The organism is Labilibacter marinus, assembly GCF_001659685.2.
In the GTDB taxonomy this organism is placed as follows: domain Bacteria; phylum Bacteroidota; class Bacteroidia; order Bacteroidales; family Marinilabiliaceae; genus Saccharicrinis; species Saccharicrinis marinus.
On sequence record NZ_LXYE02000020.1, the window covers coordinates 329,576 to 350,636 of the forward strand.

Genomic DNA, 21,061 nt, shown 5'->3' on the forward strand with positions numbered 1-21,061 from the left:
TAAATTCTCTAATTAATCTTCCGCTTCTGGGGATAAATACTTATAAACTACACCAGCTAAAATAGCTCCAATGATAGGCGCTACCCAAAACAGCCATAACTGTTGCAATGCAGCTCCTCCAGCAAATAAAGCCTGACTTGTACTACGTGCAGGGTTTACTGAAGTGTTGGTAACTGGAATACTGATGAGGTGAATAAGTACTAAGCCTAAACCAATTGCTAAACCTGCGAATCCTGCAGGAGCTTTAGAATGGGTTGAACCAAGAATAATGATTAAAAATAAGAAAGTCATTACAATTTCGCAGACTAAGGCTGCCAGCATGCTATAGCCTCCTGGAGAATATTCCCCATAACCGTTGGAAGCAAAACCGCCAATTTCAAAACCTGATTTACCACTGGCAATCAAGTATAAAATTCCAGCTCCAGCTATACCGCCTAATACCTGAGCAATAATGTAAGGAACTAATTCTTTAGAGTTGAAACGGCCGCCAATCCATAAACCAATAGATACAGCCGGATTTAAGTGACAACCAGAAATATGCCCAATAGCATAAGCCATAGTTACAACGGTTAATCCAAAGGCCAGAGAAACGCCCATAAAGCCAATTCCTAACTCGGGAAATGCAGCAGCTAATACAGCGCTACCGCAACCACCAAGCACTAGCCAAAGGGTCCCGATAAATTCAGCAACAAGTTTTTTCATGATAATAGTGTTAATGATTAGATTAAATTATAAAGAGTTCTAGTATAGGCAAGTTAATAATTTCTTTTGTCAGCTCCCCACATTAATTTATTTCTTAGCGTAGAATTAAAGTTAATGCCTGGTAGATCTATTACTTTTATCTTAAAATCGGCCTTTTTAATATTCAACTCCAGGCCATCGTCAAAAATTTGACTTCTAGAATCCAAAGTGGCTAAATACTTGTCGGCTCTTCCTTCTACCTTTAAAGTGATATTCATATCGTTGGGAACAACAATAGGGCGAACCGTTAAATTATGTGGGGCTATAGGAGTAATCACCAAACTTTGCGATTTAGGATGAATGATAGGGCCACCTACACTTAAAGAGTATGCTGTTGAACCCACAGCTGTAGCCACAATAAGTCCATCAGCCCAATAGGAGTTTAAGAATTCGCCATTGAGGTAAGCATGAATGGTTATCATAGAAGCACTATCTCTACGATGAACGGCCAACTCATTAAGCGCAAAATTCATATCGCCAAATAAGTTATTTTCGGTATGTAATTGAAGTAAGTCTAAAGTGCTGGTTTTGTAGTTGCCTTTAAAAATGTGGTCAATGGCACTGTCAATTTCCTCTTTAGATATATCAGCAAGAAACCCCAATCGCCCACTGTTTATACCCACAATTGGAATGCTTGAGTCTCGCACAAAAGTAACTGCTTCAAGGATGGTTCCATCACCCCCAATACTTAAAAATAGGTCAATATCCTTTAGGTCTTCTTTACGTTCAAAAAAACCATCAGCCTTAGGTTTTACATCAATATTACCAACCAAGAATTCGTAAAATGGTTTGTATATGATAATTTCTGTATCGTGTTGATGTAGTTTTCTGAATAAGTTACTGCAGCTATTTCTGAATACATCAGAAAACTGTTTTCCAAAGATGGCTATCCTCATGGTATTGATTCTTGTTTATAACGCAAATGTACTTACTCAAACCAAGCTAAGCAAAAGATTGTTTAATGGGAGGGCATTGTAAATTGCACTTATTGGGTGAATATGTAAAAGCCACTCATATTCACCCAAGTTCCATGGTTTGTACTATAATTTAAATTCTATGCCTTGAGCCAATGGTAAATTTTTACTCCAGTTAATGGTATTGGTTTGTCTGCGCATATAGGCTTTCCATGCATCGGAACCTGATTCACGACCACCGCCTGTTTCCTTTTCTCCTCCAAAGGCACCACCAATCTCTGCACCGGATGTACCAATATTTACATTAGCTATTCCGCAATCGCTTCCAAAGCCGGAGATAAATTCTTCACATTCTTGCACGTTTAAACTAAAGATAGATGAAGATAAACCTTGTGGTACAGCGTTATGTATTTCAATGGCTTCGTTGAAGTTCTCATATTTCATTACATATAAAACAGGCACAAATGATTCGTGCTGAACGATTGGTAAATGGTTTTGCGCTTCTATAATTGTTGGTAATACGTAATGTCCCTGATCGGGAATACCTTTTGTAATGACTTGGTTACCAAATAATATATTACAACCCTGTTCTTGTGCTGATTGAATGGTGTTTTTATAAATCTCCACCGCGCCATCATCAATTAGTGGACCTACTAACGTATCGTCATCAATAGGATGACCAATTTTTATTTGTACCTGTTTGTAGGCCGATTTAAGTTTTTCGATGACTTTATCGTAAACAGATGTGTGAATAATTAAGCGTCGTGTTGAGGTGCAGCGTTGCCCAGTTGTTCCTACTGATCCGAAAACGATGGCAGGAATGGCCAGTTGTAAATCGGCCGTTTCTGAAACAATAATGGCATTATTGCCACCCAATTCTGCTATGGTTCTGCCCAAACGATTACCAACTTTTTCGCTTACGCGTTTACCAATCTGAGTTGATCCAGTTATAGATACCAATGGTATTCTTTTATCTTCTGCCATTAAATCGCCAATTTCTGAAGATGGAGCAATAATCAGGTTTAACACGCCTTCGGGTACTTCGTTTTCAGCCAATACCTTTTCAATAACTTTATGCACTGCAATGGCACATAACGGAACTTTGGAGCTCGGTTTCCATATGCAAACATCGCCACAGACCATTGCAATCATGGCATTCCAAGCCCAAACCGCCATCGGAAAGTTAAAGGCAGAGATAATACCAACAATTCCTAAGGGATGATATTGATCCATCAATCGATGTCCAGGTCGCTCACTTTGCATGGTAAACCCGTATAACTGACGTGAAAGACCCACTGCGAAATCACAGATATCAATCATCTCTTGCACCTCGCCCAAGCCTTCTTGATAAATTTTCCCCATCTCTAAAGAAATTAACTTACCCAAGTTTTCCTTTTCATCACGAAGGGCATTTCCAATTTGTCGCACGACTTCGCCACGCTGAGGAGCTGGTATTTGGCGCCATTGTTTAAAAGCCAATAACGCATCGTCAACCATATTAATGTAATCGCCTTTGGTAGCTTGATGCACTTTACCAATAGGATGACCATCAATAGGAGAGTGGGAGGTAAGCTGTTTCCCTTCTGTGTCTTTCCATTGTGTTCCTGAACATAGCCCAAGATTGTTTCCACTAAGGCCGAGCGCTTTAATCATTTCAGGAACTCCATGATCCATATCGTGATGGGTGCGGTACTTTAAATAAAACTGTGGCATGGTATTTTGTTTTTGTTGATAATAGTTCATTCAATTTACGGCTTTTTTGCAAACTCTGACCTAACACAAAAGGCGTTATTTTATGATTTTTGTCTTTTTGTTTGTCATATGGTATTGTTATTCTTGCACTTTAAAAATTAGTTCATCGGTTTTTAATCATTTGGTATTGCGATGAATCATCAACTGTTGGAATTAAAAGATTAATCTAATGAGTAATATTACAAGGAGATTTTCTCCTGCTTTCTGGACAGCTAACTTTGCGGAGTTATTAGAGCGTGCAGCCTATTATGGGGTGTTTATTGTTATCACCCTTTACCTATCAAGGATTTTGGCTTTTGATGATATTGAAGCAGCGGCCATTGCAGGAACATTCTCTGCTATGTTGTACTTGCTACCTACTTTTGCAGGAGCTTACGCCGATAAAATTGGATTTAAAAAGTCGCTTTTATTTGCCTTTACTTTACTCACTTTGGGTTATTTAGGCCTGGGTTTATTACCAACATTTATTCAAGGGGCTGGTTTAGCAGAATATGGTGTTGAAACCACTTTTCTGGGATTAGAAGAAAGTAACTTTAGATATGCGATTTTGCCAGTAATGGCTTTAATCATATTAGGAGGTAGTTTTATTAAGTCTGTAATAACCGGAACAGTATCCTTAGAAACCAGTGAAGAAAATAGGGCTACTGGTTTTTCTATCTTTTATACCATTGTAAATATTGGAGCCTTCTCAGGTAAAACCATCGTTAAACCATTGCGTGACGCCATGGGTAATGTGGGATTAATTAATATCAGTTTCTTTTCGGCTGGGATGACTTTATTGGCCTTGGTTGCTGTATTCTTTTTCTTTAAACCATCGGTTCAAAAGCGCGAAGGAAAATCATTTAATGAAATTTGGCATGCCTTTATTAAAGTGTTAGGTAATGCTCGATTAATAATTCTGATTTTAATTGTAACGGGTTTTTGGTTAGTACAGCACCAGCTATATGCTACTATGCCAAAGTATGTATTACGTATGGCTGGCGAAAGCGCCTCACCAAGTTGGTATGCCAATGTGAATCCATTAATTGTATTTAGTACTGTAGGAATAGTTACCTCTTTAATGAGAAGAAGAAGCGCATTATACTCCATGACTGTGGGTATGTTTATTATGCCTGTGTCGGCATTTTGTATGGCAGCAGGAAACCTATTTGATGGAGGCGCAGAAATGTTAGGCATGCACCCCATCGCATTTATGATGATTGTAGGTATTGCTTTTCAAGGTTTAGCAGAGTCGTTTATATCACCACGTTTCTTAGAGTATTTCTCCTTTCAAGCACCAAAAGGTGAAGAAGGCTTATATTTAGGATTTAGCCACTTACATTCATTTTTATCGAGTATACTCGGATTTTTAATGTCGGGGTTTTTATTAGATAAATATTGTCCCGATCCAGTTAAGTTTGGAGGAAGAACTGCAGAGTGGGTGGAAGCCAGCTCACATGCGCATTATATTTGGTACTATTTTGGAGCTATTGCCACGGTATCGGCCATTGCCTTAATAGTATATGGTAGAGTATATAAATCCGATCCACAAGATATTAAAGGAGCGTAAATCCACTTACACAACTCCTGAAAGCCGAAAAGCATCCCACCGTTTTTCGGCTTTTTTATGCCCTAAAGTTTAAACAGTTTCTGAAATGTTGTGCAAGGTTTAACGATGGTTGTTAATCCACCTTTTGGCAGCTTCTAATGTTGAAAAAGTAGAGTAAAAGTAATTGTCTAAACTAGCAGCGAGGCTACCAAACATAAAGCTGAGTGCAGTATTGGTTGGGTCGTCTACTATATCTGCCATACATACCATTTTATAAGCTCTAAGCTTGGTTCTCAGAAGTTCTAAAATAGTGGGATAATCCTCTTTATTAAATAAAGATTTAGAACCTCTAATATCTTCAATAATATATACTTTATCCATATGACCATACAAGGAATCCAACTCTACCGTTGACTCAAGTATTTGCTGTATGCTAACCGTTCCTTCGCGTTTAACGTAAACAATTTCTTCTTTTTCGTTGTATGAACTGCTAATCATTTCTTAAACTTTACAAGTTGATTAAGCTTGATCCTCCGCATACCATTCGGCATAGGAATTGGCTGTTTCGTTCAGCCTTAAGCTATGTAACAGAATTCCTTCTGGCAATCTGCCACCTATACTTTCAGCCATTTCATGAAGCATGTTTTCACAAGTAGGTTGGTAATCGGTTAATATTACCCTTTCGCCCATTTGTGGCAAGCTTAATAAAGCCTGGTGTTCCGAAGCTCTGTTTAGCACCACTGCATGATCTAAGCGGTCAACAACCTCTTGATTTACAATATTTTTTAACTGGCCAAAATCCATCACCATACCAAATTTCGGACTTTTTTCATCGGCAATAGGTTCGCCAATAACAGTGACTTTTAAAATATATGAATGTCCATGAAAATGCTTGCACAGTCCATCGTAATTCCATAAGGCATGCGCCATTTCAAACCTAAACTCTTTGGTTAGTCTAATCTTTCTCCCCATTACTATCTGTCAACAAAAAATCATAAAATTACCTTAAACCCTTTCTATGACTAAAAAGTTTAAGGCATATAGAATTATTTTCACTTTTATAAATTAACGGTGCACTTACTTACACAGTTAACAATGTTTTGAAGGCTTTCGTGTTTTAAAGAGTAAAAGGTGTTTTTACCTTCGCGTTGCGAAACAAGCACCCCTTTATCCTTTAATATACCTAGATGGTGAGAAGTAGTGGATTGTTCTATATCTAATAACTTATGAATCTCGGTAACAGTTAGCCTTTTCCCCTCTTCTAAATGGCTTAAAATAGCTATGCGCATAGGATGAGCAATAGCCTTAAGCATGCTTGCCGCTCTTTCTAACTGAGCCGAATCTAAATCTTGAATCTTCATTTCTTTTACAAATTCCTTCATGGCAGACCTATTAATTTGGTGGTCTCTATATAATTACAAATGCAAATATATGAATATGTAACAAACCAACCTTAACATATCGACGATATTTACATATTTAGATTTGTTTTAGTGACGAAGGACTACTTTATGCATTGTATATACATCCCCGAAGGGCCATAGCATAAGCATAGAGCAAGCCTCTATGAGCCTAGTCGTGTATAGTTTTGCTCTGAAAGAGCTAGGGCAATTCATTTGGCAAATATAATAAATGCCAGTGTTGCGCTGGAGCGATGACTTAGCTATACTCATTTTCCCGGAGTGATGCCCCGGGCAAGCACTAAAAGAAGAGCTGGTTGGATATGTCTTATATCTTTTATCTTATATCTTTTGTCATATATCTATCTATGATTGTATATTTGGCCATCAAGAAATAAAACCATGGCAAGCACCGATTTTAAAGAACAGAGTTACAGTGCTCACGAGCAACATTATAAAGGCAATGAAAAGGTTTTTCGTCGTTTAGAAAACAAAAATAGCATTGACTTTTGGCGACATGAGCGCATGTACAAAACACTTACTCCTTTTATTCAAACCAAGCAGGATAAATGGTTAACGGTAGGTGATGGTGTGGGTACTGATGCCTATTGGTTGCAAAGTCAGGGTTTAGATGTGGTGGCTTCAGATATTTCGGATGTGGTTTTAACTGAAGCGCAAAAACGGGGTTATATCAATACTTTTAGCAAGGAAAATGCAGAGCAACTTAGCTATGGTGACGACAGCTTTGATTATATTTTTTGTAAGGAGGCTTATCATCATTTTCCGCGCCCTTATATTGCGCTTTATGATATGCTAAGAGTAGCTTCAAAAGCAGTGATCCTCATTGAACCCGAAGATATTGGCATACAGATGCCCTTGATTATTTTCTTGAAGAATATATTGGATCGTTTCTCTCCTAACTTAATAAATAAGGTGTGGAAGAACCGTTTTTCCTTTGAGTCGGTAGGTAACTTTGTGTATAAAGTTTCGGAGCGTGAATTTGAAAAGGTGGCTATGGGTATCAACCTACCATGTGTGGCCTTTAAAGGCATCAACGACTATTATACTACTCAACTGGATTTATCGCAGCCTACCACTAATAAAAAGATCCTAAATAAAGTAAAAGCAAAAATCAGTAAGCGTAATCTATTGTGTAAATTGGGTATTATTCCTTACGAACTGAAAACCTGCGTTATCTTTAAAACTATGCCTACACAAGTGGTAAAAGAAAGCATGGAGGCTGAAGGATATAAGTTTGTGGAGATGGCCAAGAATCCTTATTTGTAGAGACAAAAGGGTACAAAGGTGCATGGTTAAAAGGGTGCTTTATAAAGAGCCTACACCAAACATTTTAAATACCACAAAACCAATTCTTCTTTTCCAAATTATTAGTTCAGTTGGGGTAGAAAAGCGCAGCATTTTAAATTGGTACCCTATTTTGTAATTTAGGCTTGTGATGTTAACTTTACTCAATGCAAATTTTAGCTGTGAGAAAAATGAATAATTGGAGGACGTATTTTGTCTCGATGAGACTTATATATGCCCTTATCTTTATGGCTCTTTTATTCTCAACGATTACTCTTCAAGCACAAGATGTAGTCCAGGATTCTATTTCCTTTCAAGATTTGTTAACCATGAATTTGGATGATTTGTTAAATGTACGTGCATCCATTGCTTCCAAAACAGAACAAAGTATCGAAGAGGCTCCATCTGTGGTTTCTGTAATAACACATGCTGAGATAAAAGCCATGGGAGCTCGTGAATTGGCCGATGTTCTTCAGTTAGTGCCAGGGTTTGAAACTCATAAAAATGTATCAGTTACTAATTTAACAGGCGTGCGTGGTTTAAAAGATCCGCGTTTTGCATGTAAAATATTATTATTGCTTGATGGTAGGCCAATTAACGATGTTTTCTATTCGTCTTACAGTGCATATTCTTATTTGTTTGACATGGAAAATATCGAGCGAATTGAGATTATTCGCGGACCAGGTTCTGCAATGTACGGACGTAATGCTTTTTCTGGGGTGATAAATATTATATCAAAAACGGGGAATGAGGAATCTGGTATATCTGTTGAATGTGGTAGTGGTAATTATAATACATCTATACAGCGCGTTGCCATTGGTAATAAAAACAAAAAGATTAATTTTCATGTGGCTGGGAGTTATATACGAACAGATGGAAGTGATGCTATAGATCCAAATACAAATCAACGATGGACCTCAGAAGCCAATAATGGAACCATTAATGCGAGTGTTGAGTATAAGGATTTTAGTTTTAATGCGAGGTATTTAAGTGCTAATGTAGGGAATTGGCAAAATGGCATGGAGCTGTATAAAAGTGCTGCAGATTATATGCTTGCCTATAAAAATGCATTATCGGATAAGGTTAAGGTAAGGGCACAAATTTATGGTTTAAATTCGCGTCATATAGAAGATATTCAGCTTCAAGAACCAGGAGAAGTTAGTCCACTTGGTTTATATGTAACACCTAGTTTTAATGAATACCTTTACGGGGCACAGTTTGAAATGGGCGTGCACTTCTCAGAAAAGCATAATTCTAGTATTGGTATGCAGGCAGAAGCATTTGGAGTTACCAATGCTATTATTAAATCCAATTTTTTACCCGTGGATGAAATGTCGGTTTACGAGGGAAGAGGGCATTATAACCAGATATTATTTGAAGATGGTTGGGTAGTGAATGATGGTAAGGATTACACCAATTGGGCACTTTATGGACAACATATATGGAAACCAATTAATCGATTAGCATTAACGCTTGGGGCACGTTTGGATCATGAAAGTGAAATAGGTTTGGTGTTTAATCCTAGGTTTGGTTTAGTGTGGGATGTATTTCCAAAGGCTACATTTAAAATGATGTATGGCTCGGCATATCGATCACCTAATGCAAGTCAGCAGTACCAAACGCAAGGTTTTGCCATGGGTAATCCTGACTTAAGGCCAGAGAAGATTAAAACTTTTGAATCAGCGTTTATTTATAGTTGGCCAAAAATGACCACTCAGGTAAATGTGTTTCATAATTTTGTTGAAGACATGATATATGCCTCTATGTACATTACTCCTGATGTTAGTCAAACTCCAGCGAACCGTAATATGGGTAAGAATGTAGCCACGGGAATTGAGTTTGAAAATAAGGTATTCTTTGGAGAGCGTATTTATTCGTTTTTGAATTACGCTTATACCGTATCTAAAAATACAGATACTTTTGGGGATGATTCAGAGATTACCTACGATCATGTTGATGTTGCTCCTCATAAATTTAATGCAGGTGTTAATGTGGCATTTATGAAAAACTTCAACCTGAACTCTACCTTGATGTACCGTAGTAAAATGAAGAAGTTTTTTAATCTAGATGAGCAAGGTAATCATGTGGATGTTTCTACAGACCCTATTGGTAATTATGCCATTGTAAATGCCACCTTTCGTTACATAGGAACAGGACTCCTCAAAGGCTTTGATACAGGTGTTTCTGTTTATAATTTATTTAATACAAAATACTATGCACAAGAAGCTTTTGTGGCTCAAGCACCAGAACAGGGACGTCGTCAAATTATTTTTAGGGCGAGTTATTTAATTCCTGCATTTAAGAAGTAGTAGTTTTATGTGTCAAGATAAGTATAAGAGGTTTGAAGGTAAAAGGGTGCTTTATAAATAAAAATGCAACAACCATATTTGGTCTTTTATAGAAGCAATTACAATGTTGTTGTATACTGACGAATTACAAAATTAACGCTGCTTTTATCTGGGTGTAATATCCTTTGCTCGAAATTACTTTTGATTGAACAACATCCTCCATTTTAAATACAAAGCGATTGCTAAAGTATTTTTGTATTTCTTTAATCTCGTTGGTATTAATAATGTACGACCTGTGGATTCTCATAAAATAGGATGGGAGTTTATCTTCTAAATTTTTTAAACTCTGATCCATTAAGTGAGTCTCTCCCTGGCGTGTATGTATTTCAATATATTTTTCAGAAGCTTGTAAATAAATAACTTCCGATAGTTTTTGAAAGATGATTTTATCCCCGGTTTTTATGGGTAGCGTTGTGGCTTCTTCTTTTTTATTGGAATGCATCAGCTGTTTAACCATGGCGAGTAATTCGTCTTTATCTGATGGATCCGACATTTCGTTTAGTTTGTCCATTGCTTTATGCAATCGCTCTGGCCTAACCGGTTTTACCAGGTAATCTATACTTTTAGTTTCAAATGCCTTTAAAGCATATTCATCGTATGCGGTGCAAAAGATAACATATGGCGAGTGAGTTATTTTTTCAAGTACTTCAAAACCATTTAATCCGGGCATTTTAATATCCAAGAATATTAGATTGGGTTGGTATTGATTAATTTTCTTTACCGCTTCAATTCCATTTTCAGCTTCGCATATAATTTCAATATTCTCATACCTAGATAAAAGCTCGCGTAATCGTATTAAAGCTGGTTGTTCATCATCAATAATAATTGTTTTATAGGTGTTCATAGTTTATTAGATAGTATGTGTAAGAAAAGTCTATGTTTTAAAGTCTTTGATAAGAAGGCTCAAAATACAAGGCTCGTGAAGCTAGAAAAAACTTAGTTTAACTTGTGTAAATGAGTATTTTTCTAGCAAGCATAACGCAGTAGTTTGAGTTTTCTTGCAAAGACTAAATAGGTAGTTTAATTGCTATGTTCTTATTGGGTTGATTAGTCCAGTTGATTGACGCTTTCCCTTTATAATGAATTTCAAGTTTATCGTAAATACTTTGCAAGCCAAAACCAAAAATAGGAGTTTCCGGGAAATCAGAGCCATTATCCGATATTCGAATAGATAATAGATTCTCTGATTTTGTGATATCAACACAGATACTTCCTGCTTCAACTAAGCTAGAGGTTCCGTGTTTAATGGCATTTTCAACTAAGGGTTGAAGCATAAAGCGTGGTATTTTACACTCCTTAATTTCAGCATCGCAGTTTAGCTCGTAGTTTAATTTATCGCCAAAGCGTATTTTTTCTATGGTAAGATAGTTTTGAATGACTTCCAATTCTTCTTCTACCATTGCAAAATCCTTATCCTTTTTATTAATAGCATATCTACAGAAATCGGATAAAGCTAATGCCATTTGCTCTGTTTTATATGGTTCTGCTTTTGCAAGGCTGGCAATAGAGTTTAAGGAGTTATACAAAAAATGAGGATTAATACGAGAATGAATGGCTTGCAACTCGCTTTGCTGTTGCAGGTTTTGAATGCGCATCAATTCCAAATCCTTTTCTTTAACCGCATTTTCTACTTTATAATTCATAAAATGAAGCATAGCTCTTACTGCTACTATAATAAAGATAAATAGAAACTTGCTTGTCACGAACTCTTCGAGATTGATTGCATGTATAAACAGAAACAGAAAAGGGATTGAAACGACCAAAGTAATAATAATCTCGAGTAAGATTTTATGGGAGATATTACTGATTCTCTTTACGGTAATATTTTCTATATCATAAATGATATTGCCAATAAAATAAACAGATAAAAAGCCCATTAAGAATGGAACAAATGGATGCCAGAACCCTTTCAAGTCAAAGATATCATTTTGCCAAAGGTTAAACAGCATTATCATTATTCCATAACTAATAGCTATGGGCAATAATTGCTTATTGAATTGACTCCTATTATTATAAGCTTTAAACTTCCCTTTTTTTAATGCTCGAGATAATATAAGAGCAATGATAATATAGGTAAACAGTAGGTAAGCATAGCGAATTCGAGGATTGTATTTATTTTTTAATACACGCACATAGTGATGTGGGTCATTTATAAAGAGTTGTTTCTCCCAGTTATTAGCAAATACTTTTTTAATGATGCCTTTATCAAAATCAGAAAGAGTGCTTTGTGAATATTTATTGTTGAATAAAATACTATTGCCGTATCGGTATTTATATCTATTGTAATCCTCAATACCACCAATAAGTCTTATCTGCAAGAACTCTTTTATAAAATTATGACGTATAAAGTTTTTACGTTCAACCTGTGTTAGCGTATCACTTAAATAAAAATTGGATTTAATTCTATTTATATCTCCAGGAGAACCAAACGGAGAGAAACGGCCGGGATTTAAAGACCATACTGTATGAGGATTTCTGCCAACTTCAACATTCAAAGGTAATTCGGTAGGGTTAATAAAATTAAGACGAATTGTAATATCCGCAGCATCAAAGTAGTCAACTATTTTTACCCGTTCCATCAGTTGATTTAGTTCAGCATATAGCTGAATAGTACAAGCACTGTCTGCTGCATTAAAATCGCCATCTAATACTACACGAAGAGTTGCGGTTTCTGGTAATTTAAGGTCTTTTTTTATAAAATAATATTTGCTAATAAAATCCCATTGATCCTTTTCAAACTCCTCTTTAGAGATGTCTTTAGCAAAAGAAGTTTGGGCAATGATAAATGTAAACAGTAGATAAGAAATTAGATTTCGCATAACAGGTTGTTTTAGTATTTGCTACAAATGAACAAACACAATGCGAATTACTAAATAATTTTCTGATAAATGGAATAGGATAGCAGATAAATGGCTTGATACATGGAGTTGATGAAAACGTATCAGCATAGTATGCTAATTTTTTAGTATTTAATAAGGCATAAACCAATTACAAATTCTCTCCAAGATTTCTCGTATTTAAGGCTCGTAAATTGTCTCTCTCCTGGTTATTGTAATACTTGTATACATTACAACATCAACTCTTTTTATCTGATGATAGAAGCAACATAATTGAACTCGATGAATAATAACTCCTTCCTAGTTAACATTCTATTATGCATAAGGAGTGTCTGGTCATCGTATGAAGCATATTAGTCAATTAATTAAACATGTTAGTCATATGTCGTTATGTTTAAATTAAAGTATTTTGCTAAATTAATTCTTCATAAAAAAGGTGGTTCGCCCCCGAAATTCCGCCGGCAAGCAAGAGTATCTGGGGCGAATCCACCCATTATTAACAGTGTAAATCTAATTAATAAATGAAAAACAATCATGAAATCTCAATTCCTAAGGAAATTTTGGATGAGGCATTAAACAAACTAAAGGAAGTAAATGACAGTTTAGCGCCCTATCTAAGCACTCTAACTAATGATGAAAGAAGATCATTACCTAAGATGGGAGACAAAACACTCTCCTTTGTAACAAAGTCGTACGAATTTAGCAATCAACATCCTGAGCTTCGTCCTTCATTTACCACGCAAGAGGACTTTACCATTGATGTGGCTGATGCAACTGGCTTGTTACCTGTTACGGATATACTTTCAAAATTAATTAGTCAGGTTGAAGATACGGCCATGTTATCGGGTAGCGAGGCATACAACCATTCTTTGTTGTTTTATAACAATGCTAAAATGGCCGCTAAAAATAGCGTACCGGGAGCAAAAGAAATTTATAACGAATTAAAAAACCGTTTCCCTAGCCGACGAAGAAAGGTTACTGAGCAAGAAATGTAGAGATATTACAATTAAAGGCTGATTGATGATAACCTAAGTGTCTTTATCCAATAAAGATGCTTAGGTTTTTTAATAGCTCCAAACGTTAAGCTATTTACTTCAAACGCCTAGCTATACTTATTGAATCACTAAGTAATTTGCACCAAATTTTAAGCTTTTTGCTCAACAAGCAAAGTGCATCTGCTCCTTAAGCAAAGTTATTTGCTCAGCATTTTAAGCTTTTTGCTTAAAAATTAAAGCAATTAACTAAGGTATCGGAGTCAGTTTGCCTGAGGGTTGGAGCTATTTGCTTAAAGCCCGAAGAAAAAAAGAGCGCTTTAAAGCTTACAATAAAAAAGCAACATGTAGGTTAATATAACTACCTGTGTAATGCGATACGTTTTATATAAAATCTACTCTGAATAAACTATGGCACAATCTAAACCTAAACGAAAAAAGAGACCCTCAAAAGCAAACAACTTTAGTTTTAAAAAGGCAATTGCTACTAATAAGCGGCGTTTAATCGAACTTTGTAAAGGGGTAGGCTGCGATATAACTGATAGGCTAAGTGAAAGCCATTTTTTTGATATATACATTTATACTTATCAATTTGGCGGTGTAAAGTGTCACCCTGATCATGACATATCAAACGATATTATTACTCATTATAAAAACACCATAAAATCAACCTTATTTACTAAACACCATACCCCATTAAAACAAACTGATTTTAAAATTTCTTTTGATGATATAGATGTAATAGAAGGCCTTATGGCATATGTAGAACGTCGCATTGAAGTAGATGAAATAAGCAAGAATATTTTATTGAACGATATAAGGCAGCTTGAACAATATTATGGCAATAGGGTAGAGCAGTTGATGATGAGAAGGGCGATATTATGGAATATGCAAAAAAATATCAGTGTTATATCACGAAGCTTTTATTCCTTGCATCGCGAGTTTATAGGGCACAAAAGTAATTTAAGGTGCTCCATTGTTTATTTTCTTAAAAAGCATCATCCAGTTAAAGAGTATCTTAAAATTAATCATCAAAGCCGTCCTGTTTATAAAGTACAAATACCTTCCATGTATATGGACTCGTCTGACGAAGGATTTTTGGATTGTATGGTGGAAACTAACATGCTTAAAGGGGCTTATCATGGAACACTAAAAAAAATGCCTGTTTATATACAGTCGCATGCACTGGAGCGAATATGCCAGAGGTTATACCCAATGAAAATTTCAATCCTTACCCAGATAATGAATAATAGTTTATTTGATCATATACAAGTACAATATTTTAATCAACGTATACTTATTACAGTAGATTTTATGTCGCTTAAGCTTGGGTATTTTGTAGGCGAAATCATAGGAGAGAAGTTGGTGATTAAAACCTTTTTGCTTTTATCCAATAATTCAACTCCCGAAGGAACCATATTTAAGCGTTTAACAGGCTTTAGTAAGCATGATGTAGGTTATTGGGATATCGATTCTTTTCCAACTTTTATTAATAACTCCATGGAACAGGACAATCATTTATACCCTTATTTTGAGCAATCGGGACTCTTACACTTATTTGTCTTTACTCCAGACTTATTTAAAGGAATTAGTCCTGAATATCAATTTAAAGGAGAGCTTAATTGGAATAAAATGGAAGACTATATGAACCAAACGGCGGATAAACAAGAGTTATCCCATGCCGAATTCGAAGGTATTGATTTTAGCCAGATGATGAAGTAGGTGAAAAAGAGGTCGTTAGGATAGTGATTTCTTAGTTGTACTAATAACCTATTAGTTTAGTAATCTACGTTGTAAGCAACAATTTCACTCCATCTAAAGCCTTTTTCATCAGCACACTAACCTCCTTTGCTTTTTACAACTTGCATGACAACAGCAGGGTTAACCACAATAATTTGGGTTTTAGTTTTAAAAATGGGGGATAAATTTGGGTACGGCTGCGCGTGCTTCATTTTATTTTACGAGCGCAACCCTTTGTTTTAGAGGGTTGTGCTCGTAAAATAAAAAACCCCTTCAATTAACCTGATTTTTTGCCACCTTAAATACATTCAAACAGATACTTTGTAATCGCTTAAAGAATAAACCTATTAGTTATTGATTTGAATCTTGGGGCGTGATTTAGCCGCATGATTTGTAAGTAATTCTAATAAGTATTCATCTAATAGCGTGTTGAATTAATCAGCCAGCATGCTATAAAATTACGAAGTCTACAATGAAAAAAATCTCTACACTTGGCATTGCCATGATTGTTATGATCGTAGCTACGCCTCTTTTTTCGCAAACAAATGTTACCATTAGTCCCAAGGTACAACGCTATGTTGGAGGCGTAAGCAGCCTTGACCGTTCAAAATTTTTTACTATTCACTCCACGGGCGACGATGCCCAGCACACTGCTTTGTATAACGATTACGATGTGTATAAAGGCCGTGGTTTTTGGGGGGCATTTTCATATGCCAAAAGTAAAACGGGTAGTGTTGGCTCTTATCCTGCATACAAAACTGGAGGTACAGCTGTAAGAGGCGTATCTGATGGTATCCAAACCGAACATCCCAGTAGTATATTTGCGGATGGAATAGATAAAACTAAAGCTGCCAACTGGGCGGTGGAGTATTACAAAGATTATGTGGCGGATGGTGACTGTCCAGAATTTTTTGAGCCTATGAACGAGCCTTTTGTTCATGCGAGTGATTTTTATTCAGGTGGTTGGAACGCATCCGAAGAGAACCGTATTAAGCTACAGATGGCGCAACTGTATGGTGCTATAGGGCAAAAAATACAAGCCGCACCAGAGTTGGCTAATATGAAGGTGGTTGGTTATTCCAGTGCCTGGCCCTCGCTAGAGTTAAATAACTTTGCCCATTGGAATGAAAACCAGAAGATGTTTATGGATGAGGCAGGTGCCCATATGGATGCCTTTGCTGTGCATTTGTACGATGGGGTAAATGTTTCGGGGCAAGATAACCGTCGTTCTGGAAGTAACTCAGAGGCAATTCTTGATTTAATCGAAACCTATAGTTATGCCAAGTGGGGTACTGTTAAGCCTCATGCCATTACCGAATATGGAGCGATTGAAAAAGGGTATGGTGATAACTACAGCGACATTGCGAGTGTGCAGACTATTAAGTCAATTAATCACATTCTTTTTAATCTTTTAGATAGAGAGAATAAAATGGCTATTTCTATTCCGTTTATTACAGGTAAGGCTGAGTGGCATATTACAGCTGCCAATAACTACCAACCTTATCAAGCAGTTTTATGGAAACCAACTAATATTGGTGAGCCTACACCTGCAGGATGGGAATATACGCCACGTATTCATTTTTACGATTTATGGAAAGGTGTAAAAGGAACGCGGGTTGGTGTAAACTCAGATAATGCCGATGTGCAAATACAAGCTTTTGCCGATGGTAATATTTTGTATGTAGCGCTAAATAATCTGGATGATGCCAGCCAGGTGGTTAATCTTAATATGGTAGATGGTTTGGATGACTTGCAGAGTGTTCGCAAGAAAAGCTTAAAGATTTATACTAGCACCATGCCATCATACAGCAATACCGTGTCGAGCACAGCTCCATCGAGCCTTAACTTAATTGCTGGAGAAACGGTTGTACTGGCTTATACCTTTTCATCAAACCTCGCTTTTAATAATGTGATTAGAAGTAAGAAATACTACACAAGCAAACATTTACAGCCTATTGTGGCTAATACTGCCAATACCTTTACATTTAATAACGTAACAACAGGTACAGGTAAAGCTTCTATTCGTATGACTATTGGTAGAAAACATACCGTAAGCAAGCAGCCTGTTATTAAAGTTAACGGTGCAACAGTGGCAGTACCTACTAACTGGAAAGGTTACGACCAAGCTAATCGCGATGATTTCTTTGGAACCATTGAGATACCAGTTTCAATGGACTTGATTAATGCTAGTAATACTATAACAATTACTTTCCCCGATGGCGGCGGACATATTGCGTCGGTGGTGCTTCATGTTGAGAAATATGATACGGATGTAGTAACAAGCCAATCGCCTTATCCGAGTGTAGCGCATGCCATACCAGGTACCATCGAATGTGAAAATTTCGATAATGGCGGTGAGGGAGTTGCTTATCATGATCTTACAGCTGCCAACCAAGGTGCTAAAGGAAGAACAGCTGAAGCAGTTGATGTAGAAACCTGTGCAGAGGGTGGTTTAAATGTAGGTTGGACAGCAGCTGGCGAATGGGTTGAGTATACCGTAAATGTGGCTTCGGCAGGTGAATACACTTTGGGCCTTCGATATGCTTCAAGCAGTGCTACAGGTAAGGTATATGTGGCTTTTGATGGCCTAAATAAAACCGGTAGCTTGAGTTTGCCCAGTACGGGAGGATGGCAAAGCTATCAAACGGTTGAAAAAATAGTGAGCCTTAGTGCAGGTGAACAAGTAATGCGTTTATACATCGAAAATGCAGGCATCAACCTAAATCATATTACACTGGCTAAGAATGCTGATACGGATCAGTTTACCTTTAGTAATCCTATAACAAGCGTGGTAAGTGCTCAAACACTTAATTTTGAAGTGAGTTATGTGGCCGATACCCAACGTGATTTAGTGGTGGAATTTTGGTCTGCTGCGGGTTGGTTAGCAAGCACAAGAACAACGGTGGCAGCGGGTAGTAACACTACTTCTGTAGCGGTTAATTTAAGTACAGCCCCTACACCAGGTACTGGCTATGTTGTTAAAGGTAGCATTCGCCCGGTAGGTGGCGACTGGACAAGCTCCATAAATGGTGGCGACCAAATGAGTAATATAACAGTTACTGAGTCTAATTTATTGGCTAACCCTGGTTTTGAACTTGGAAATCTAACTTCGTGGGCTTCGTGGGGTGGTGTTTCAGTAGTAAGTAATAATCAAAATACAGGAAACCATGCCGTATATGTTAATGGTGCAGGTGCTCCCTCTCAAACGGTGAGTGTTCAGCCCAATGCAACTTACACGCTTGTGGCTCAGGCAAAAGTAGGAGCATCTGGTCAAATGGTTAGCCTTGGCGTTAAAGGTCATGATGCTGCTGAATCATCAACACAGTTGAGTACAACAACTTATTCTCAGGTATCGCATACCTTTACTACAGGTGCTAATGCTACTACTGCGCAAGTGTATTTTTATGTTGCCAATGCCAGTCATCAAGCTTGGGGTGATGATTTCAGACTTTACCAAGGAGGACTTAAGTCGGGAAGTATTGCTTTGGGGCTGCCTGAAACCATGAAGGATGTAGTACTTTATCCTAATCCAGTAAGGCATCACTTATATGTTAAAGGTATTGGCGGAGATGAGCTTAGTGTAAAAGTGTTTTCGGCAACTGGGCAGTTAGTAAAAATGGATATGTTAGCCGATAACAATGCTTTGGATATGCAAGACTTACCAAAAGGAATATATGTAGTGGTTATTTCATCTAACGATGAGGTGATTAAGAAAACGATAATAAAGCAATAGGTTAGAACTAGCTAAAGTTTTGTTCTTGGTTTTAAGTATGGTTTTTATACTTGATATAGCTAATGGGCATGTCGTTTATTTCGACTTAAAAAGTGCTGTTGGGAATGATAAATGGTGCTTTATTAAAATCCAAGGGATAGAATTTATTTAGTTTCTAAGTTTATTTTTTAAGCGAATAGGAGCAGTAGTCTTAACGAAGACTATTGCTCCTTTGTTTTTTTAGCCTAATGTTGAGGTAGGGTTTAAAAAAGCTTCATTGGTGCACAGGATTAAAAAATTATAAAGATGAATGCTGCCCAAAACATTAAGCTTTAGATGATCATTCTCTTCACGCTTGAATTCCTCGACCCCTGCACGCTTTAACCGTAATACCTTTGCACCTTCTTAAAAATACTCAGAGCGTGATATTTGCTATGAGTAAACAGTAACATTTATGCATAGCAGGTTTATACTCCATCCAAAGCTTTTTTCATCAATACACTAACCTCTTTAAAAAGCTCTTGTGCTTTTTTGTTTTTAACAGCTTGCATGGCAACAGCAGGGTTAACCACTACAATTTCGGTTTTAGTTTCGGTGATGAATTTTATAATGACTTTGCAAGGCAAGAATATGGCAATATTTTCTTCTGCTAAGAGTGCTTTGTGCGCAATTTTTGGGTTGCAGGCTCCCAAAACACGGTAAGGCAATAAATCGGCACCTATCTTTTCTTTCAGCATCTTATCCATATTCGATTCGGCCACAATTCCAAAGCCTTGTTCCTTTAATGAAGCCTTTACTTTGGTAGTAGCTTCCTCAAACGACAAATCAAATGTTTTACTGAAATAATACTTTTCTTGTGCACCTGCTAGGGTGGTAAACATCATAAATACGAATAATAAAGCGGTAGTTTTCATTATATAATGATTTTAGTGGTTATTATTTAAAAGTCATTTGTTATTTTTCTTTTTATGCTCATCGCTCTAAGCACCTTGTCCTTCTTCCTTGCCCCTTCTACCTTATTTTACAACAATTCTTTTCAAGTTATGTTTTTAATCTGTTAAGGTCAAGTTCGAATTATTCTTACTTTTGTTCCAACTAAGCAATTATATAGTATGACCCGTTCTAAAAAAGAGTACCCTTTAAAATATTATCCTCCCTTTGAGGAAAAACTTAATGTAATAAGTCATGCGATAGGTATTGCAGGAGGGGTTATTGCACTTATCATGATGTTGCAAAAAGTATGGGGTAAAGATGCTACCCATATTTATGCAGTGCTGATTTATGGTATTAGTATTATCACGCTGTATACGGCTTCTACTTTATTTCATAGTTGCAAGGCACCGCGACTCAGGCATCGTTTAAATGTTTTCGACCATAGTGCCATCTATTTTTTAATTGCAGGAACATATACGCCATATACACTCATCACCTTACAAGGTAGCACTGGTTGGATTGTTTTTGCCGCCATATGGACAGCCGCATTGGGAGGTATAATTCTTAAACTGTTCTTCACAGGTAAGTATCGAATTCTCTCTACGATTATGTACGTATTAATGGGGTGGATGGTCGTGTTTGCCATAAAACCCTTGTATAATAGTATGGAGTTGGAAGGTTTTGTATGGCTCATGGCAGGTGGTTTAGCCTATACCTTTGGAGCAGTCCTATATGCGGTTAAAAAAATTCCATACAACCATGCTATTTTTCATGTGTTTGTGTTAGTAGCATCCATCTGTCATTTTATATCTATTTATAAGTTTGTGATATAGATAAGGCACAAGTTGTTTGTTTCAGC

At 36.8% G+C, this 21,061-nt stretch carries 16 protein-coding genes; 7 read left to right on the forward strand and 9 right to left on the reverse strand.

Annotation, left to right across the window (positions count from 1 at the left end; translation table 11 throughout):
* Positions 1-12: 12 nt before the first annotated feature.
* The 3 genes from aqpZ to amaB all read right to left on the reverse strand — a co-directional run bounded on the left by aqpZ (position 13) and on the right by amaB (position 3,368).
* A complete protein-coding gene (gene aqpZ, locus A8L32_RS10390; protein ID WP_066630452.1) occupies positions 13-702 on the reverse strand; it encodes an aquaporin Z in 690 nt (229 codons plus the stop codon).
* A 53-nt stretch (positions 703-755) separates the two neighbouring features.
* On the reverse strand, positions 756-1,637 hold the full coding sequence (locus A8L32_RS10395; protein WP_066630454.1) for an NAD kinase: 882 nt from the start codon (positions 1,635-1,637) through the stop codon (positions 756-758).
* Positions 1,638-1,781: 144 nt separating this feature from the next.
* Positions 1,782-3,368 (reverse strand): L-piperidine-6-carboxylate dehydrogenase, encoded by a 1,587-nt coding sequence (gene amaB / locus A8L32_RS10400; RefSeq protein WP_066630535.1) that lies wholly within the window; start codon positions 3,366-3,368, stop codon positions 1,782-1,784.
* A 208-nt stretch (positions 3,369-3,576) separates the two neighbouring features.
* Between amaB and A8L32_RS10405 the strand changes: the two genes are divergently transcribed.
* Positions 3,577-4,956 (forward strand): MFS transporter, encoded by a 1,380-nt coding sequence (locus tag A8L32_RS10405; RefSeq protein WP_066630455.1) that lies wholly within the window; start codon positions 3,577-3,579, stop codon positions 4,954-4,956.
* 99 nt (positions 4,957-5,055) lie between these two features.
* On the opposite strand, the gene A8L32_RS10410 is transcribed toward A8L32_RS10405, so the two are convergent.
* The 3 genes from A8L32_RS10410 to A8L32_RS10420 form a co-directional block, all read right to left on the reverse strand.
* Positions 5,056-5,433 carry a hypothetical protein gene (locus A8L32_RS10410; protein ID WP_066630456.1) on the reverse strand — a complete coding sequence of 126 codons (378 nt, stop codon included), beginning with the start codon at positions 5,431-5,433 and terminating at the stop codon, positions 5,056-5,058.
* A 21-nt stretch (positions 5,434-5,454) separates the two neighbouring features.
* Complete coding sequence (locus A8L32_RS10415) at positions 5,455-5,907, reverse strand: 6-pyruvoyl trahydropterin synthase family protein (RefSeq protein WP_066630458.1); 453 nt, start codon at positions 5,905-5,907, stop codon at positions 5,455-5,457.
* A gap of 86 nt (positions 5,908-5,993) precedes the next feature.
* On the reverse strand, positions 5,994-6,317 hold the full coding sequence (locus tag A8L32_RS10420; protein WP_066630460.1) for an ArsR/SmtB family transcription factor: 324 nt from the start codon (positions 6,315-6,317) through the stop codon (positions 5,994-5,996).
* Between the two features lie 420 nt (positions 6,318-6,737).
* Here A8L32_RS10420 and A8L32_RS10425 point away from each other — a divergent pair, with 420 nt between their 5' ends.
* Together A8L32_RS10425 and A8L32_RS10430 are read left to right on the forward strand one after the other, a co-directional pair.
* Complete coding sequence (locus tag A8L32_RS10425) at positions 6,738-7,622, forward strand: class I SAM-dependent methyltransferase (RefSeq protein WP_066630462.1); 885 nt, start codon at positions 6,738-6,740, stop codon at positions 7,620-7,622.
* Between the two features lie 239 nt (positions 7,623-7,861).
* Positions 7,862-9,949, forward strand: a complete 2,088-nt coding sequence (locus A8L32_RS10430) for a TonB-dependent receptor plug domain-containing protein (protein WP_075590489.1) — start codon at positions 7,862-7,864, stop codon at positions 9,947-9,949.
* Between the two features lie 124 nt (positions 9,950-10,073).
* Here the strand turns inward: A8L32_RS10430 and A8L32_RS10435 are convergent, their stop codons facing one another.
* Together A8L32_RS10435 and A8L32_RS10440 are read right to left on the reverse strand one after the other, a co-directional pair.
* Positions 10,074-10,832 carry a LytR/AlgR family response regulator transcription factor gene (locus tag A8L32_RS10435; RefSeq protein ID WP_066630464.1) on the reverse strand — a complete coding sequence of 253 codons (759 nt, stop codon included), beginning with the start codon at positions 10,830-10,832 and terminating at the stop codon, positions 10,074-10,076.
* A gap of 163 nt (positions 10,833-10,995) precedes the next feature.
* Entirely contained in the window at positions 10,996-12,807 is a 1,812-nt protein-coding gene (locus tag A8L32_RS10440) for a sensor histidine kinase (protein ID WP_066630465.1), read from the reverse strand.
* A gap of 539 nt (positions 12,808-13,346) precedes the next feature.
* On the opposite strand from A8L32_RS10440, the gene A8L32_RS10445 reads away from it, so the two are divergent.
* The 3 genes from A8L32_RS10445 (at position 13,347) to A8L32_RS10455 (ending at position 19,290) form a co-directional block, all read left to right on the forward strand.
* Positions 13,347-13,820, forward strand: coding sequence for a hypothetical protein (locus A8L32_RS10445; protein WP_066630467.1), 474 nt, complete (start codon positions 13,347-13,349; stop codon positions 13,818-13,820).
* 408 nt (positions 13,821-14,228) lie between these two features.
* Entirely contained in the window at positions 14,229-15,539 is a 1,311-nt protein-coding gene (locus A8L32_RS10450; protein ID WP_066630469.1) for a hypothetical protein, read from the forward strand.
* A gap of 490 nt (positions 15,540-16,029) precedes the next feature.
* Positions 16,030-19,290 carry a carbohydrate-binding protein gene (locus tag A8L32_RS10455; RefSeq protein ID WP_066630472.1) on the forward strand — a complete coding sequence of 1,087 codons (3,261 nt, stop codon included), beginning with the start codon at positions 16,030-16,032 and terminating at the stop codon, positions 19,288-19,290.
* 446 nt (positions 19,291-19,736) lie between these two features.
* Here the strand turns inward: A8L32_RS10455 and A8L32_RS10460 are convergent, their stop codons facing one another.
* A complete protein-coding gene (locus A8L32_RS10460; protein ID WP_083631260.1) occupies positions 19,737-20,183 on the reverse strand; it encodes a DUF302 domain-containing protein in 447 nt (148 codons plus the stop codon).
* Between the two features lie 198 nt (positions 20,184-20,381).
* On the opposite strand from A8L32_RS10460, the gene trhA reads away from it, so the two are divergent.
* Positions 20,382-21,035: a PAQR family membrane homeostasis protein TrhA gene (gene trhA / locus A8L32_RS10465; protein WP_066630474.1), complete on the forward strand. Its 654-nt coding sequence runs from the start codon at positions 20,382-20,384 to the stop codon at positions 21,033-21,035.
* The last annotated feature ends 26 nt before the right edge of the window (positions 21,036-21,061 follow it).

Coding starts and splice junctions, on each gene's coding strand:
- aqpZ (WP_066630452.1), bottom strand. CDS start 702: ATGAAAAAACTTGTTGCTGAATTTATCGGGACCCTTTGGCTAGTGCTT.
- A8L32_RS10395 (WP_066630454.1), bottom strand. CDS start 1,637: ATGAGGATAGCCATCTTTGGAAAACAGTTTTCTGATGTATTCAGAAAT.
- amaB (WP_066630535.1), bottom strand. CDS start 3,368: ATGCCACAGTTTTATTTAAAGTACCGCACCCATCACGATATGGATCAT.
- A8L32_RS10405 (WP_066630455.1), top strand. CDS start 3,577: ATGAGTAATATTACAAGGAGATTTTCTCCTGCTTTCTGGACAGCTAAC.
- A8L32_RS10410 (WP_066630456.1), bottom strand. CDS start 5,433: ATGATTAGCAGTTCATACAACGAAAAAGAAGAAATTGTTTACGTTAAA.
- A8L32_RS10415 (WP_066630458.1), bottom strand. CDS start 5,907: ATGGGGAGAAAGATTAGACTAACCAAAGAGTTTAGGTTTGAAATGGCG.
- A8L32_RS10420 (WP_066630460.1), bottom strand. CDS start 6,317: ATGAAGGAATTTGTAAAAGAAATGAAGATTCAAGATTTAGATTCGGCT.
- A8L32_RS10425 (WP_066630462.1), top strand. CDS start 6,738: ATGGCAAGCACCGATTTTAAAGAACAGAGTTACAGTGCTCACGAGCAA.
- A8L32_RS10430 (WP_075590489.1), top strand. CDS start 7,862: ATGAGACTTATATATGCCCTTATCTTTATGGCTCTTTTATTCTCAACG.
- A8L32_RS10435 (WP_066630464.1), bottom strand. CDS start 10,832: ATGAACACCTATAAAACAATTATTATTGATGATGAACAACCAGCTTTA.
- A8L32_RS10440 (WP_066630465.1), bottom strand. CDS start 12,807: ATGCGAAATCTAATTTCTTATCTACTGTTTACATTTATCATTGCCCAA.
- A8L32_RS10445 (WP_066630467.1), top strand. CDS start 13,347: ATGAAAAACAATCATGAAATCTCAATTCCTAAGGAAATTTTGGATGAG.
- A8L32_RS10450 (WP_066630469.1), top strand. CDS start 14,229: ATGGCACAATCTAAACCTAAACGAAAAAAGAGACCCTCAAAAGCAAAC.
- A8L32_RS10455 (WP_066630472.1), top strand. CDS start 16,030: ATGAAAAAAATCTCTACACTTGGCATTGCCATGATTGTTATGATCGTA.
- A8L32_RS10460 (WP_083631260.1), bottom strand. CDS start 20,183: ATGAAAACTACCGCTTTATTATTCGTATTTATGATGTTTACCACCCTA.
- trhA (WP_066630474.1), top strand. CDS start 20,382: ATGACCCGTTCTAAAAAAGAGTACCCTTTAAAATATTATCCTCCCTTT.